This window comes from Dictyoglomus sp. DH, assembly GCF_055181375.1.
The window spans coordinates 254,853-272,199 of sequence record NZ_CM143706.1; the positions used below are offsets into that span (position 1 = coordinate 254,853).

Below are 17,347 nucleotides of genomic sequence, written 5' to 3' on the forward strand. Positions count from 1 at the left end.
CACCCTCTTTATAAAAGAGGATACTTTATTATAACACCATTTTATCAAGTATATTTACTAATCTTTTTCTTTTTGTTTTCTTATCCAAAGAATAGACAGAAAGTAATGTAGGAAGAGGTTTTAATCTAAATTCTTGAATAAAATTTTTCAATATATCCTTAGAAAAAGAAACACCCCATTTCCTATCATACCTCACATAATTCCTTATAAATTCATCAATTAAGATTCTATCTTTCTCATTAAGATTTAAATAGTAATCTATAAACTTTTCTCTTTTATTTATAGGCAAAACCTTGAAAAATTTAACTGCAATATCTTTTCTCCCTTCCATAAGAGGATGAGATTTTCCAATAATCTTGTTTGTTAACCACATGATAAACATATTTTTTTCAGCCTTTTGAATAAAAAGATCTATATCATTTATAAAAAGCAGAAAAAGTTCTTTTAAATTAATATTGACTTTATATCTATCCCTTTTAATTAAACTCATATATGTAACTATAAAAAGTATCTTCCTTTTTTCCTTTGAAATCCTCTTTAACTTCTCTTTGTTTTGTAGAAATTCCATAATTATCTTTAACTTTACATACTCATTTACTATAGGATATGGATCATTTACATAATCAACTTTTAAATTTATCCTTTCAATTATATTTCTTATAGTCTCTGACCTTATCTTAAAAGTCCATCCTTTTAATATTTTCGATAGATTAGGCTTACTTATACCCAAAATATCTGATAGCTCACACAATTTTTTATCTTTTCCAATATTAATTAGATACCCCCTAAGCTCTTTTGTATTTTCATAACTTGAGATATCAAAATTAATTCTCTTAGTATTACAAAACTCAAATAAACTCTTATAATGCTCCTTTGTTCCCCATCCTCCCTTTTCTGGAAGATCATCATATAAAAGACAAATTATTTCCGCTGTCTCCCATATATCTTCATCTCTTACAATCTTTTGTATCTCAAACAAAGTATCAAGAATATAAAACCTTCCCTCCATATCCTCCCTAAAACAGCCTAAATAATAACAAGCCTTTTTAGATATGTTAAGAGAAAAGCAAGGATGTATATCTTTAAGATACCAAGAAGCATTATTAAGATTAGATAAAATTCCTGTAGGATGGGGAATTTTTAAAGCAGTTTTTGCTCCTTCAAAATATAGCCTTATTGCTGATCTTATATTATTCTCCATTACTTCCATGTTTGCCCTATTCCAAAGAATAAAAACATAAGTAGATGGATCTTTAAGATATTCCTTACTCCAAAAACGTATCTTAGCAGATCTTCCCTCGTAGGACCTTTTTAGATAATAATCATATAGGATAGGTGCAATTATCTTCCTGGCAAGAATGGGAATTTTAGAAAAATTTTTCCTAATATCCTCTAATATAAATTCAGCATTTTTGTCTTTAAGAAACCTAAGAAAATTAACTTTATCCGAAAGCAAAATATAATATAGGGTTAAATTATCTTTGGAAAGTTTCAGGGCTTTTTCCACATATTGTAGAGCCAGTTCATAATCCTGAGACCACTTATATCTCTGAGCAACAAAATAATAATACCACTCCTTTGGCAATTTTTCCTCTAACATAAGATTTAAAAAGGGTTTGGAAAAATTACCATATTTAAATAAAATATAAGAGATAGTATGTACCTTTTTATACATATTTTTGTTTTATTATATCAAAAAGTAATATTAGATACAGCAATATCAAAAATAAGAAAAAGTATAGAAACATGGATCTCAAAATGTAGATAATATCTTAATCTTTATTAATAGTATATTTGATTGTCAAATAAAAAGATATATTGTTAAAATAGAAGTTATCTTAAAGGAGGATATGTTAATGAAGAAAATAATAACCATTTTAATAATAATGATTATATCATTATTTAATATTGTTTTTGCTGACCCAGCACCAGGTGAAAACCAAACCTATACCTCTAAGCCACCTGTAGAGGTTGTAGTAAATCTTTCCAACGAGTAAGCTAAAAAAATTATCTGGAAGGGGGGAGGGGGACCCTCAAAAGGGTCCTTCTTTTTCTTATTACATGAAAAAATTTCTAATCCTAAAAATCATAATACTTCTATTATTAATGTTTTTTCCTGCAAAAGGTGAGAACACAAATACTCTTATATTTGTAGGAGATTATCACTACCCACCTATAGAATATATAGACTCACAAGGAAAACCCCAAGGTTTTGCTGTGGATATCTTAAGGGAGTTGGAAAAAAGAATTAATAAAAAGATAAATATAGTTCTTGTCCCATGGAATGAAGCAGTAGAACTTCTGGACAGAAAAGAGGTTGATGGTATAGAGTTTATGAGGGTAACCGATGAAAGAAAAAGAAAATATGATTTTATTACATATTTAGAAAGTTTCAGCGTAATAATAATACCTTCCGATTCACCTATACATAGCTTTGCAGATCTTAAAAATAAAAAAGTTGCAGTTTTAAACCAAGATGTGGCTCATATATTTTTAAAGGATATAACAGAAATTCTTCCTTTTAAAAGTTCTGAGCTTGTTCTTCAAGCTTTGATAGAAAGAAAAGCTGAGGCTGGAGTACTTAATTACTACGTGGCAAGATATATCATAAATAAAAATAATTGGAATGATCAACTTAAAATACTCCAAGACAAACTCTTTTCAAGTTTTGCAGGTATTGCCCTTCCTAAAGGAAGCCCTTATTATTCTGAGATTAAAAAAGGCTTAACTGAGATACTAAATAGTACACATTATAGAAATCTTTTAACTAAATGGTTTGGGGAAGAAGTATTACTAAGGCTGGAATATAAAAAGAAAGAAGCAGTATCTAATGCTTTAATTTTTATGATTACTATAATTATCCTTCTATTAATCGGCATTTTAGTAAGCAGAGAATATCTGAAGAGAGAAGTAAAAAAGAGATCTCAAGAGATAAATTTAGCATACACTTTTCTCAAAGATATAGCTCAAAAAAACTTAGATGATATAGAAAAAGTATATTTTGAAAAATTAAAAGAACTTTTTCCCAATTCCCATATCAAATATTACAAGAGAAAAAATGGAGAATTTTTTCTTGCCTACTCCTATCCCCAAGAAAAAGGATATTTACTAACAATTGAAGACATAGAAAATATGGAAGGTTATAGAAGATATTTTATGGTAGAGGGAAATATTTATTCTGTATTAATAATTGAAGAAAATATTCCTTATCCTATTACTTACTTCAATCTTTTGTCGGAAGAATTTCAAAATGCATTAACAAGGTTATATATAAAAGAGAAGATAGATAGGGAAAAAGAGATAAATGAAATTATGAATCTACTTTCCAAAAAAGAGGATGAAAATATTCTTTTAGAAAACCTTTTAAAAAGAATCTTACATATTCTTAAAGCTGATGCAGGATCAATAATGATTTATGATAAAGAAAATAAAATACTGAAAATTAAAGTTGGGATAAATATACCTCATGAGGTAATAAAGAATACTGTTCTAAAAGAAGGAGAGGGAATAGCAGGATGGGTTTTAGAGCACAGAGAACCTTTAATATTAGAAGATGTATACAAAGATAAAAGATTTAAAATTATAGAACCACGTTTTGAAATCAAATCCTCTATATGTTATCCGCTAATACACAAGAATGAACCAGTTGGGGTAATAAACATAAATAGCCTAAGAGAAAACAGAATTTTTACTAACGATGACTTTTCCATTATAGAAAAATTTGCCCCTTTAATTTCTGCATATATTTATAATGAGGAAATGGAAAAAAAGATATTTAAACTTCATCGTGAAACATTAATCACCATTGTAGAGATGGTAGATGCAAGAGATCCTTATACAGGAGGACATTCAAAAGAAGTAGGTAACATAACAGTAAATTTTGGTAAAAGTTTACTTCTTAATGAGGAAGATCTGAGAAGATTAGAGTATTCTGCCTATCTTCATGATATTGGAAAGATAAAAGTGCCAGATTTTATTCTGAAAAAACCTGGAAAACTTTCTGATGAGGAATATATGATAATGAAAATGCACCCTGTATGGGGCGAAGAACTTTTACACCATATATCAGTCTTTAGAGACATAAGTAAAATAATAAGGCATCACCATGAAAGATGGGATGGAAAGGGTTATCCTGATGGATTATCAGGAAATGATATACCCTTTTTATCAAGAATTATTACATTAGCTGATAGCTTTCAAGCTATGACTGCCTTTAGACCATACAAAAGAAAATTAACTATTGAGGAAGCTATTCAGGAGATAAAAAGGTGCAAAGGTACCCAATTTGATCCAGAACTTGCAGATTACTTTATAGAATTTATTTTAAAAGAAAATAAAGTTATAAATAACTAAAGCTTACTTACAAAATCTACTATTAATTCTTTCAAGGTTGGAACTCCTGCTTCCTCGTAATGATAATAGATCTTTATAGTATTATGCCTTATATTTATTACACTCCTAAGTTCTACAGGAGTTCCTATAATCACATAATCGCAATCTACCTTATTAATAGTTTCCTCCAGTTCTTTTAACTGTTCCCTACTATAACCTAAAGCTGGAAGTACCTTATCTATATGCTTATATTTTTCATAAGCTTCCTTTATACTTCCCACAGCATAAGGGCTTGGGTCTATTAATATGGCTCCCCTTTCTTTTGCATAGATATACCCTGCCCCAAATGGCATTTCTCCATGGGTTACAGTAGGTCCATCTTCTATAACCAATACTCTCTTTCCTTTAATATCTTCTTCCTTCTCGGATATTATGGGTGATTTTGCTAAAACAATCTTTGCCTTCTTATTTCTCTTTCTCACATTCTCCATTACCCTATTAATATTCTCAGAAGGAGCAGTATCTACCTTATTTATCACTATAACATCTGCAAGATATACATTAATCTCCCCCGGAAAGTAAGATAATTCATGTCCCACTCTAAAGGGATCAACTACAGTGATAAAAAGATCAGGCTTATAAAAGGGAAAGTCATTATTCCCTCCATCCCAAACTATCATATCTGCTTCCTTTTCTATTTCCTTTAATATCTCTTTATAATCTACTCCTGCATATAAAATAGCCCCCTCTTTAAGATGGGGCTCGTATTCCTCTCTCTCCTCTATAGTACACTCATATTTATCCAAATCCTCTAATTTTTCAAATCTTTGTATTTTCTGTTTTAAAAGATTACCATAAGGCATAGGATGCCTTACCACTACTACTTTAAATCCTCTTTCTCTTAAAGTTTTAACCACATATCTTGAGGTTTGACTTTTCCCTGATCCTGTTCTTACTGCACAAATAGCTATAACTGGCTTTTCACTTTTTAACATGGTCTCTGTTCCAAGAATTTTAAAATCTGCAGAAAGAGATAATACAAGACTTGCTCTCTGCATCACATACTCATGAGATACATCACTATACGAAAAAACTACTTCATCCACATTATATTCCTTAATAATTTCTTCCAATCTGTTCTCACTAACAATAGGAATACCATTGGGATAAAGTTCTCCAGCAAGTTCAGGTGGATATATTCTTCCTTCTATACCAGGAATCTGGGTAGCAGTAAAAGCTACCACCTCATAATCAGGATTATCCTTAAAACAGACGTTAAAATTATGAAAGTCTCTCCCACCTGCCCCCATTATAATTACTCTTCTTCTCATAAAAGCACCCCCCAAATTTAATCTTTATATACCTTCTTTACATAAGGAGATGTAAAGGCTTGAAGAAGAGCAGAATAATTTAAAAAGAAGCTTAAATTATCTCCCACTTTAAGCTCACAATCTCCTATATCCACTACTGTATAATCTGATGTAGCACCTAATACTTCAATACCTGGAATTTCAGGAATAATTCCTTGAGGATCAATGTCTTGTCTTCCAAAATTCAAAAGAGCTCTTCTCCTTATCCCTTTATCCACAAAAGATGGTTTATGCCCAAAAGCATCCTCATTTATAATTCCCCATGGTACTGATGGCTTTTCCTTTATCTCTAAGATCTCCCCTATAAATCTAAAGGTATCAAGACGAGCCCCTGGAATAGGATTTCTAAAAGCAGTGTCCTTCCCCAGCATAATTCCTTCACCAATTCTCAGATGATTTATTTTTTTAGGAATTTTCCCTTCAAAAAGAAGAGGAATACTACTGGAATTTCCAGCAGATATAAGAGGCAAATTTATAGAAAAAGTTTTTTCAATTTTTTCCACTAAATCTATAAATTCCCAATAAGTCTCTACAGTAGGTACTACTCCACCAAAACATGTAAAATTAGTACCCAGGCCATAGAGTTCTAAATTCTTCATCCTAAGAACTTCCTTTATCACCATTATTAGTTCATCTTTTTCCCATATTCCTTCTCTAATATCCCCCATCTCTACCATAATTATTACCTTATGCCTTTTTCCTAATCTTTCTGAAGCCTCATCTAAAGCCCTTAAAGTAATAATCTCAGAATTTAAAGAAACATCTGCATACTTTACCTCTTCCTCTACTTGAGAGAAGCAAGGAAGCCTAATAAGAGTATACTCTGCTTCCACCTCTTCCTTCATTCTTTTTATACTCTCAATTCGAGAATCAGAAAGTCCTCTTACCCCAGCCTTCACAAGAATATCTGCTATTTTAGGATCCCCTAATGAGACCTTTGTAACTCCATCTATATATATTCCCATTTCTATTCCTTTTTCTACGATTAATTTAGCATTATGATAAATAGCCTTCAAATTAATCTCTAAAAGAGGAGAACATATATTCATAAAATTACCTCCAATTCAAAATCCATGCTCCTAAAATCATTATTATAACCCCTATTATTCTCTTTCTTATATCTTCCTTAAAGATGTTTTTAGCAAGGAATAAAGTAACTAACATGCTTAACATAGAAAGTGGTTCAGCAATACTTACATCTATACTTCTGAAAGCAATAAGAAGAAACATATAAGAGTAAGCATTAATAGCCGCAGCTATGCTTACCAATAAAGTCTTTTCTTTTAAGAGCTTAAATACTTCCTTTACTTCTTTTCTAATAAGTATATAGAAAAACTGATATATACTAATAACAAAATATAAGAAGAAGCAATAAAAAAGAGGATCTATTTTACCAACCACAAATCCATCAATAGTCCTTCCTATAGCAATAAGAAAAGAACTTCCTATCATAAAAAGGGTATCCATTCTTTTAAAGAGCCCATAGAGAGATTTATATAGATTTTCTTGGCGGTTTAAAAATGAGGCCCCATATACTAATAAGGAAAGACCTATAACTTTAGAGATAGTAAAAGGCTCCCTTAAAAATATACTTGTAAGAATAAGAAGAAAGAAAACATTGAAATTGTATAATGGTCCAACAAGAGAAGCCTCACCAATGGAAAGAGATTTAACGTATAACACAAAGGAGATGGAATATATGAATCCACTAAGGATGCCATATTTAAGAGTGGATAAATCAAAAGAAGGATTGATAATGGCGAAGGGAAGTAAAAATAAAACAGCAATACCAAAAAATAAAAAAGATGTAACTATACTATTACTATCTGTTCCTACCTTCTTAACTACAATTTTTTCATAACCTAAAAGAATAATTCTTCCAAGCAAAAATATATAGGCCATCATAATGAATATTTTACTATAAGATTGTATAATTTAAATAGAATGAAAAAGAAGATCTTTATAAAATTTTTTATATTAATTATAATCCTCATAAATATCTTATATGCCCAAGATATTAAGATAGATTTTTCCTTAGGAATAAATTCCGAATGGAGAATAGACAGATTCCTACCTCTATTTGTTGAGATTTATAATGAAGGAAATAAGGTAAAACTTATTTTAGAGGTAATATATACTCAAGGACTTCGTTATGCTGGATACTGTGAATCCATATATAGGAAAGAAGTAGAAGTACCACCTCTTTCTCAAAAAAGGTTTGAGTTACTTCTTCCACCTATAGACTTTCGCTATCCTGTAAGAGTTAGGGTTTTAATAGATAATAAGATTATCAAAGAAGAGAAAATAGATTTTTCATTAGAAAGAATAACCTTACCTCTTATATTAATAATAGGAAGAGAAATACCAAAGATAGATTTCTTTGAAAAAGCAAGAATAGTAAGAGTATATGATGAGAAGCTTTTACCCATCAATTATAAAGCCTATGATAACTATGATTTAATAATTATAGATAGGAATTTATTTAACTCCTTTTCAAACTCTATAAAAAATTCTTTAATAATGGCAAAGATATTTACAAAAAGGGTCTTATTTAACGATGAAATAAATAAACTTTCCAAATCTATAAAACCCACACCTTATACTATAAGCATTCCTCATAACACTTTCCTATACACACCTGATCCTTCTACATTACAAGGCCAAATGTTCCTTTATCCTGATAGATGGCAGATCCTTATCTTTTTATCTCTATACTTTATCCTTATCTTTCTTTGGATAAGATTTCTTTTTCAGAAAAGATACTCTCTTATCTCTTTCTTATTCATAATCTTTCTCTCATCATTAATAGGTTTTGGAATAAACCGATCCTTTACCAAGGATGCCGTAGCCTACGGAGAAAAATATATTATCTTTCTTGATAAAAATACATATGTTGCAGAAAACCTTATCCATATATCTCTCTTTTCTCCCTTCAAAAGAGATATCACTATAGAATATCCCCCCAATATATTTCTTCTCTATAATGCCTACTATCAGCCACAAAAAAACAAAACTACTCTATTGGTAGATATCAATAATCAAAAAGCTAATTTATCCTTAGAAAGAAATAGAATATACTTTTTAGAAGGCATAGCTTATCATTTTATTCCTATAGAAATTAAAATAAAGGAATTAAATGATAGATATATATTGGAGGTCTCCAACAACTCTCCCATAAATATAAAAGATTGCGTATTTAAGGAGGGAAATAAAGAAAATTATGTAGGGAATATTCCAAAAAATACATATAAAGAGTTTATTATCTGGAAAAGCGGATTAAGAGAGCCCTCTATTTTAAATGAATTCTTAAAAAAATATAGGATAATACCTCCTACTGGTGATAAATTAATAATTTGGGGAAGAATAGATGAGCCCCTAAATCAGGTAAAAATTTTAAATATTAAAACCCAAAAAAGCATAGACGGGATAATTATAATTTCTTTGGAAGAATGAGAAAAATATATGAGAATTTGGTGGTTTATTGATTTCAAAGCAAAAATTTCTGATAAGAAGTACCTAAGAATTATCTATACTTATTTCTTTATCATAACACTAATCACTATTATAATTTGGCCCTCTAAATACTTTGATCTAAATAAGTACTCTATAACAGACTTTTTTCTTATATTATCCATTGCTCACTTTATGTTCATAACCTACTTCTCATCTCTTACCTTCTCAGGAAATCTCATTGCAGAAAGAGAATTCAAGATTATAAACCTTGCCCGTTTTTCCCCATTTAAAATAAGAGAAATAGTATGGGGAAGATTTTTATCCAACTTTTTTTATCTTATTTTCCTTCTTCTTATCCTTCTTCCCTTTAATTTAATGATAAGTTTCTCCTTAGAATTATCAAAAATAATTGTTCTTAACTTTCTTCTTCTTGTAGATTCCCTTCCTATTATGGGATTAGGAATTCTCTGGTCAACCTTTTCCAACCCATCTATAAATTGGCTTCTCCACTGGATCACCTATATCCTATTTATAATCTTTCCCTTTCTTTTCCCATCAACCTTCTCTTTATTTCCTTTAAACAATATACTATGGCTTGTAAAGGCGGAAAATATCCTATATTTAAAGGTAAATTTTCATCCCTCAAGAGACCTTCCTATTGTTATAATTTTTTACTTAATTATTTTTTTAATCTCTATACTTATCGCTGAAAAAAGGTTAAAATATTATCAAGGAGTTGATAAAAGATGAGATTTTTTTAATAACATAGAAAAACTTATAAATAAAGTAAATTCCTACCACTTTCTTGATATCCTTTTTGTTTCTATATTAATTTTTTTAAACACTATTCTTATTTTTAACCTTCTCTCTATGAAAACAAACTTTTTTATACTTTCTCTTCCACTCCCTATAATTTACTTATATTTTATAAAAAAGAAGAAACCTAATTATTATCAGATAATACTTCAGATAGATAAACATTTCTCATTAGATGAAGAGTTAATAACTTTTTGGGAATACAAAGATTATGATGATCCATACGGAATTATGGTAAGATTAAGAAAAAGATTAGAAGAAAAGCTTTCTAAAATAGACTTATCAAAAGCTTACAAATTTAAACTCTCATATCTTTTAAAATTTCTGTCCCTTCTTTTTGTATTTCTTTTAATACTAAATCTTATAACCTCTAAGGATATGCCAAAAAGTATTGCTCATATATTTGAAAACAAAGAAAATCAAGAAAGTAAAGTCAGTAGAATACCTGAAGAAAAGTTAGCTATTAACGAAGAACTTTCTAAGAAGAATATTCCAAAAGAAAAGATATCTCAAGAAGAGTTTGATAGAGAGAAGTTGAAAGAAATGGAAAAACCAAAATCCTTAGAAGAATTTCTATCCCAATATAACTTGGATAAAAATACCCTCAAAAAAGAAAACACAAAGGATGAAAACCAAAAAGAAGAGAAGAAGGATGCATCAAGTAAAAATAATGTTCAGGAAAAAGGAGAAGAAAGAAAAGATCAGAATATAAGTAATCTTCCTTCTAAAGGGGCAGGAAGCTCCTATGCTTATGCTAATCCTTATGAATCCAATGAAAAAAATATTCCTCAAGAAGAAAAAGCTCTTAATGAAGAAATAAAGGGTAGAGAAACCTCATCAGACCAAGAAAGAACATTACAAGCACCTACAGAGAGTGGGAAAGAAGTAGATAAAAATCCAAAATCAGGAAATTTACCAGGTACAGAAGAAAGGCCAGATAAACTTGGTCAAGAAACTCAAAGAAAAGTCTTTACAGGAGAGAAGATTTATGTACCACCATCTCAATCTGAAGAACTCGGCAAAAATTATTTATTTCAAGCACCAACCTTAGAAGGAAGAAGACTTTCTCAAGATAAAAGCCTATCTTTCAATCCTTCTTATGCTAAGGAGAGAGCAGTATCCTCAAGAATTCTCCCTTTAGAATTTAAAGAGATTTTAAAAACCTATTTTTCTCAGTAAAGGAGGTTTAACAAATTGACTTTATCAATACAAGATTTTACAGCTGTGGTAGATAGAATCAAAAAGGAGATAAGTAAAGTAATCGTTGGATATGATGAAATTATTAATTTTACTATTATATCTCTTCTCTCAGGAGGACATGTACTTTTAGAGGGAGTACCTGGTATTGGAAAAACTCTACTTGTAAGGACCTTAAGTGAAATTTTGGATTTGAAATTTTCTCGTATTCAATTTACTCCGGACCTTATGCCTGCAGATATTACTGGTACCAACATCATTTTAGAGGATGAAAACGGAAGAAAATATTTCAAATTCCAAGAAGGTCCAATCTTTGCCAATATAGTATTAGCAGATGAAATAAATAGAGCTACACCTAAAACCCAATCTGCCTTATTAGAAGCTATGCAAGAAGGAAGTGTTACATCTGGAGGAGTAATATATAGCCTTCCAAAACCCTTCTTCGTAATGGCAACCCAAAATCCTATTGAGATGGAAGGAACTTACCCATTACCTGAAGCCCAACTTGATAGATTCTTCTTCAAACTTATTCTTAACCCACCCTCCCAAGAGGAACTAATAGAGATTATTGAAAGAACTACAAATATTGATACACCTAAGGTTAATAAAGTAGCAGATGGTAATACCATAGAAGAATTAAAGAAAATTGTAAGAAGTGTACCTGTAACAACAGCTGTAAAAGAATATGCTGTAAAGATTGTACTGGCGACACATCCCGAAAGCCCCCATGCTACAGAAAAGGTAAAAAAATATGTAAGATATGGGGCAAGTCCAAGAGGAGCCCAAGCTCTAATTCTTGGGGGAAAGGCTTTAGCCCTAATAGAAGGTAAATCAAACGTAAGTTTCAAAAATATCAAAAAGGTAGCCATTCCTGCATTAAGGCACAGAATAATATTGAGCTTTGAAGGAGAAGCTGAAGGAATAACCACAGATGAAATAATAGAAGACATATTAGAGAAGGTGAAAGAATAACTATGGAAATATTAGATACAGAATTTTTAGAAAAAATAGAGAAATTAAGATTAGCAGTTAAAAAAATTAGGATAATAAGTAATGTGGGGGAAAGGAAAAGTCCCAAAACAGGAAAAGGCACAGAGTTTTCAGATTACCGAACTTATCAAATAGGAGATGAACTTAGGTATTTGGATTGGAATATATACGCTCGTTTTGAAAAATTTCTTGTAAAACTCTTTGAAGAAGAGGAAGACTTAGAAGTACATATTCTACTTGATAGCTCCTTATCCATGGACTTTGGAATTCCAACCAAATTCTTCTATGGGAAAAAATTAGCCTTAGCCTTCAGTTATTTAAGCCTTTCAGCCTGGGAAAAAGTCACCGTCACATACTTCCAAGATGATATAAAAGGAATCATCTCCTTAGAGAGGAAAAGAGAAAATATATTCAAATTATTAGATCAGCTTAATAAATTAGAGGCTCAAGGAAAAACAAATTTAAATGAAGTCATAAAAAAATATGTCTCATCTCTTAAAAGAAGAGCTATTTTAATGGTAATATCAGATTTTCTTTCACCCTATAAAGATGGAATCTTATATGCAAGATACAAAAAACTTCCAGTATATTTAATTCATGTGATCTCAGAAGAGGAAATATCTCCTCCATATGAAGGAAATCTCCAGTTAATTGATAGCGAAACCAATGAAATAATCAATCTATATTTGGATAAGTCCCTAATAGAAAATTACAAAAAGACTTTAGATAAATTCCTAAAAGATATAGAAAATTTCGCTTTAAAAACTAATGCAGAATATATGAGAACATCCACCGTTATCCCGGTGGAAGATCTACTTTTTAGATACTTAAGGATGGGAGGATGGCTTAAATGAATATAAAATTTCTTAATCCATCCTTCCTATTCCTATTATTTTTAGAAGCTATCATTATAATCCTTTACTTAGTAAAACCAAAAAGACTAAAGATAAAAGTACCAAGCTTAATACTTTGGGAAAAGACCATTGAAGAGAAAAATTTAGGAAGATGGTTTAAGAAGCTTCCTAAAAATCTACTTTTACTATTTCAGCTTCTTATCCTCTTTTTCCTTGTATTATCTCTATCAAAACCTATACTTAGTCTTCCCAGAATAGGATCAAAACCCACAATAATCATCTTAGATTCCTCTGCCAGTATGGCATCAAGGGACATATTACCATCCAGATTTCAAAAAGCAAAATCAGAGATTATAAAACTTATCAAAAGAAATCCCTTTAACATAAAGATTATAATAGCAAAGGAAAAACCAGAAATTATCTTAAATAAGAATGGAAGAGAAATAGAAAAGGAATTAGAGAAAGAAAAAGTCTTTCTTGGTGAAGGAAATTTAGAGGAAAGTATTAGAAAGGCAGAAAGTATATCCAAAGGAATCTCTCATGAAATTCATATCTTTACTGACGGAAGCGATCCTATCTCTATTCCAAAAGATTCTATAAACCAATATTTTTTTCATATTATTGGAAGAGAAAGCTTTAATATAGGAATATTAGATGGAAGAATATTTCCCAAAAATGAATATATATATGAGATATTTTTAAAAATTGGGAATTTTTCACATAAACCTCAAGAATTTAATTTAAGGATAATACAAGACAACAATAAATTAAAGGAAGAAAAAATAAGAATGGAACCCAAGGAAATAAAAGTAGTAAAAAGTGAGATTACTAAAATCATAGGGAAAATAGTAGGAGAAATAGATGTGAGAGATTACCTTCAAGAAGATAATAAAGCCTTCTTTTATATACCAACCTTTTCTCCAAAGGTTTTGCTTATCACCCTTGGAAATCCATTCTTAGAGAAAGCATTAAGGTCAATACCTAATCTAAAAATCGATGTCAAAAGAGATTTTATAAACGTAGACCTAAAAAATTATAACTTTTACATCTTTGATGGATTAATCCCTTATAGAGATATATCTGGAAATTTTCTATTCATTGGTGGATATCCAGGAATTAACCAACAGAATATAGAAAATATAGGAAAAGTTAAGATATTAAGCTGGGAAGAGCATCCTATCACAAGATTTTTACAACTTTATGGAATAGTTATTAATAATGCTTATACTTTTAAAGATGAAAATTTAAAACCCATTATATATTCTGATAAGGGACCAGTAGCCTATATTTATGAAAAAGATAATTCAAAAGGTATAGTATTATCCTTTGACCTATTATCCTCATCTTTTATATATAGTGATTCCTTCCCCATTTTCATATACAACTTATTAAGATATTATCTTTCTTATGATCCTCAAAAAAGATGCGATAATTATATGGATTCTCCAGGATTTAAAGAATATAATGGATATCTTTATGCAGTAAACATATTTTCACAAAAAGAGTCGGATATATCAAAAAAAATAAATATAGAAATAGAAAAAGAAAAAGATAAGAAGGAAGATAAAGGCTTTATACAAATAGATCTCTCCAAACCTTTAATATTCTTAGTCTTTCTTCTTCTTATAATGGAGATTTTCTTTTATCAAGGAGGAAAATACTATTCATGATATCTTTTGAAAATCCCATCTTTTTAATACTTATCCCTATAATATATATAATCATTAAAAGATACGGAAAAAGATCTCTATTAAGATCCCTAGAAATATTGCTTATCATCTTTGCACTATCAGGCTTTCAGATTGTATCTTTTTCTGATAGAACAAATGTATTTTTCCTTTTAGACCAATCTGCCAGTATACCATCTTGGGAAAGAGAAAAAGCAATAAGCTTCATAAAAGAATCACTAAGGTATAAAAAATCCTATGATAGGGTAGGTATAGTATCTTTTGGCGGAGATACAAATGTGGAACATGATCTTTCAGAGAACATAGATATATCCTCACTTACTGGGATAAAGAATCCATATTTTACAAACATAGAAGATGCGGTAAATACTGTACTTGGATTAAAAAGCAAAGATACACCAGCAAGAATTATATTACTAAGTGATCTACAAGAAAATGCAGGAAATATAGAAAATATTCTCAGGAAATTAAAAGAGGAAAAAATACAGATTGATATCTTTCCCCTAAATACATCTTTCTATAAAGAGATAGGTATAGAAAAGATTCAAAATCCAGAAATGGTACATTTAGGACAGGTTTTCCCTGCAATAATAAGACTTAAAAGTTATGGAGTAAAAAACGCCAAATTAAGAATAAGATTTGAAGGAAACCTATACACTTATGAGCTAAAGGATCTTAAAGAAGATAATATATTCTCATTCTCATTAACATCATACAAGACAGGTTTAAAAGAAATAGAAGCTGAAGTATTGTCTTCAGATGATACCTACAAAGAAAATAATATTTACTCTTCTTATGTATATGTGCAAGGCAAACCCAAGATTCTTTATCTTGTAGGTAGGGGCTTTTATCCCATCTTTCCTCAAGCTCTCATTAATCAAGGTTGGGATATAGATTTTGATTATCCTAAATATGAAAAAATATCACTAATTGATAACTACCAAGCAGTAATAATAGATAATGTACCCGCCAGTGACATTTCTTTAGATAAAATGGACATTATAAAAAGATACGTAACGGAAAAAGGAGGCACCTTACTCATTCTTGGAGGAGATAAAAGTTTTTCTGCTGGAAACTATCATGGTACTCCTTTGGAAGATATTCTTCCTGTCACCCTAAAACCAGAACAGATTCTTAAAAAAAGCAACGTAGCTATTGTAATAGTACTTGATGCTTCAGGAAGTATGGGAAGCTACTCAGGAGGAGAAGCAAAAATAGAACTTGCTAAAGAATCATCTCAACTTGTAATAGACCTTTTAGAAGAAAAAGACTATTTTGGCCTTATTGCATTTGATCACTCCTACCAATGGATCGTACCTTTAGGACCTCTTTCAGATAAAGAAAAGGCATCCTCCCTTGTATATAAGATATCACCAGGAGGAGGTACAGCTTTATATCCTCCCTTAAAATCCGCAGGCGAAGCCCTTCTACGGGTACCATTAAAGAGTAAACATATTATAGCTATCACTGATGGTCAAACTGAAGGAGGAGATTTTTATAATCTTGTAAGAGAACTTGCAAAAAATAACATCACAGTTTCCACTATTGGAATAGGAGAAGATGCAAATATCCCACTATTAAAAGATATAGCCAGTTGGGGAAATGGAAGATTCTATCATACATGGAATATCCGAAACCTCCCCCAACTTCTCCTTTCAGAAACTAAGGCATTATTAAGATCTAATATAGTAGAAAAAAGATTTTTACCCCAAGCCAATTTAGAAGAAAAGGAAGAATTTCCACCTCTTGAAGGATATGTATTAACTTCTTCTAGATATCCTTACCCAGTCTTGTTATCATCTCCTGAAGGAGACCCCATCTTAGCAAAAGGACAGTTTGGTTTAGGACAGGTTATAGCCTTCACATCTGCTTTAAAACCATATTGGGGAAGAGAATGGCTTACTTGGGATAAGTTAGGAAGCTTTTTTAGTCAGATGTTAAGAGAATCTATTCCTCATCAGATTTCAGAGGTTCAGATAAGCATAAGGGAAGAAAGAGGAAAGGGAATTATAAACTTAATCTATACTGATAAAAAGGGAAATTATATAAACTTTGCAGATTTAAAATATAAAGTTATTGATATGGAAGGAAGAGAATTCTCAGGAAATATGATACAAAAATCAGCAGGAAATTATGAGGGTACCTTCCCTATTGATAGATTAGGAAAATATCAAATTACTATTTATGAAAAAGAAAAAATTATTACAAATATTCCATGGATGTTTGGGAACTCTCCTGAATTTTCTTCAAAAAAATTCAATAATAATTTAGCCCAAAAAATTCTTTCTTTTACATCTGGAAAGATCCTTTCAAATCCATCAGAAGTATTTCGTAGAATATCCTACAAAGATGCAGAAAGAAAAAATCTTCTTCCCATATTACTTATAACTTCCCTTATACTTTTCCTTTTAGAACTTTTCTTTAGAAGATTAAAAGAGATAAAGGAGATAATCTTAAACCTCCTTGGAAAAATAAAAATAATAGAAGATCAGGAATGGTACAAAGAAGTAGAAAAGAAGATATTAGAAGAATTCAAAGGGAGTCCATCTCCATCCATGTTGGAAACAGTATCCTTGGAGATGAGAGCCCGTATGTTTATAGCCCATCTCAAAGAAGAAGAGAGAAGGAAAAAAGAGAAAAAGTAAAA

At 30.4% G+C, this 17,347-nt stretch carries 13 protein-coding genes; 9 read left to right on the forward strand and 4 right to left on the reverse strand.

The window, feature by feature from the left end; genetic code table 11:
- Positions 1 to 28: 28 nt before the first annotated feature.
- Positions 29 to 1,675 carry a hypothetical protein gene (locus tag ACY3JJ_RS01200; RefSeq protein WP_463091990.1) on the reverse strand — a complete coding sequence of 549 codons (1,647 nt, stop codon included), beginning with the start codon at positions 1,673 to 1,675 and terminating at the stop codon, positions 29 to 31.
- Positions 1,676 to 1,856: 181 nt separating this feature from the next.
- On the opposite strand from ACY3JJ_RS01200, the gene ACY3JJ_RS01205 reads away from it, so the two are divergent.
- Both ACY3JJ_RS01205 and ACY3JJ_RS01210 read left to right on the forward strand, forming a co-directional pair.
- Positions 1,857 to 1,997 carry a hypothetical protein gene (locus tag ACY3JJ_RS01205; protein ID WP_463091991.1) on the forward strand — a complete coding sequence of 47 codons (141 nt, stop codon included), beginning with the start codon at positions 1,857 to 1,859 and terminating at the stop codon, positions 1,995 to 1,997.
- Between the two features lie 64 nt (positions 1,998 to 2,061).
- Positions 2,062 to 4,353, forward strand: a complete 2,292-nt coding sequence (locus tag ACY3JJ_RS01210; protein ID WP_463091992.1) for an HD domain-containing phosphohydrolase — start codon at positions 2,062 to 2,064, stop codon at positions 4,351 to 4,353.
- On the opposite strand, the gene ACY3JJ_RS01215 is transcribed toward ACY3JJ_RS01210, so the two are convergent.
- From ACY3JJ_RS01215 to ACY3JJ_RS01225, 3 genes are read right to left on the reverse strand one after another with little or no spacing between them, the layout of a single operon-like run.
- A complete protein-coding gene (locus ACY3JJ_RS01215; RefSeq protein ID WP_463091993.1) occupies positions 4,350 to 5,663 on the reverse strand; it encodes a cyclic 2,3-diphosphoglycerate synthase in 1,314 nt (437 codons plus the stop codon). The two genes, ACY3JJ_RS01210 and ACY3JJ_RS01215, sit on opposite strands and share 4 nt — an antisense overlap.
- A 17-nt stretch (positions 5,664 to 5,680) precedes the next feature.
- A complete protein-coding gene (locus ACY3JJ_RS01220; RefSeq protein WP_463091994.1) occupies positions 5,681 to 6,751 on the reverse strand; it encodes an alanine/ornithine racemase family PLP-dependent enzyme in 1,071 nt (356 codons plus the stop codon).
- Positions 6,752 to 6,755: 4 nt separating this feature from the next.
- Positions 6,756 to 7,607 (reverse strand): DMT family transporter, encoded by an 852-nt coding sequence (locus ACY3JJ_RS01225; protein WP_463091995.1) that lies wholly within the window; start codon positions 7,605 to 7,607, stop codon positions 6,756 to 6,758.
- A gap of 39 nt (positions 7,608 to 7,646) precedes the next feature.
- Here ACY3JJ_RS01225 and ACY3JJ_RS01230 point away from each other — a divergent pair, with 39 nt between their 5' ends.
- The 7 genes from ACY3JJ_RS01230 (at position 7,647) to ACY3JJ_RS01260 (ending at position 17,345) form a co-directional block, all read left to right on the forward strand.
- Positions 7,647 to 9,155, forward strand: coding sequence for a hypothetical protein (locus ACY3JJ_RS01230; RefSeq protein ID WP_463091996.1), 1,509 nt, complete (start codon positions 7,647 to 7,649; stop codon positions 9,153 to 9,155).
- Between the two features lie 9 nt (positions 9,156 to 9,164).
- A complete protein-coding gene (locus tag ACY3JJ_RS01235; RefSeq protein ID WP_463091997.1) occupies positions 9,165 to 9,905 on the forward strand; it encodes a hypothetical protein in 741 nt (246 codons plus the stop codon).
- Between the two features lie 120 nt (positions 9,906 to 10,025).
- Positions 10,026 to 11,150 (forward strand): hypothetical protein, encoded by a 1,125-nt coding sequence (locus tag ACY3JJ_RS01240; RefSeq protein ID WP_463091998.1) that lies wholly within the window; start codon positions 10,026 to 10,028, stop codon positions 11,148 to 11,150.
- Between the two features lie 15 nt (positions 11,151 to 11,165).
- A complete protein-coding gene (locus ACY3JJ_RS01245; RefSeq protein WP_463091999.1) occupies positions 11,166 to 12,140 on the forward strand; it encodes an AAA family ATPase in 975 nt (324 codons plus the stop codon).
- 2 nt (positions 12,141 to 12,142) lie between these two features.
- Complete coding sequence (locus ACY3JJ_RS01250) at positions 12,143 to 13,012, forward strand: DUF58 domain-containing protein (protein ID WP_463082985.1); 870 nt, start codon at positions 12,143 to 12,145, stop codon at positions 13,010 to 13,012.
- Complete coding sequence (locus ACY3JJ_RS01255; RefSeq protein ID WP_463092000.1) at positions 13,009 to 14,682, forward strand: vWA domain-containing protein; 1,674 nt, start codon at positions 13,009 to 13,011, stop codon at positions 14,680 to 14,682. The genes ACY3JJ_RS01250 and ACY3JJ_RS01255 overlap by 4 nt, the downstream gene beginning before the upstream one ends.
- Positions 14,679 to 17,345, forward strand: coding sequence for a VWA domain-containing protein (locus ACY3JJ_RS01260; RefSeq protein WP_463092001.1), 2,667 nt, complete (start codon positions 14,679 to 14,681; stop codon positions 17,343 to 17,345). The genes ACY3JJ_RS01255 and ACY3JJ_RS01260 overlap by 4 nt, the downstream gene beginning before the upstream one ends.
- Positions 17,346 to 17,347: the final 2 nt, after the last annotated feature.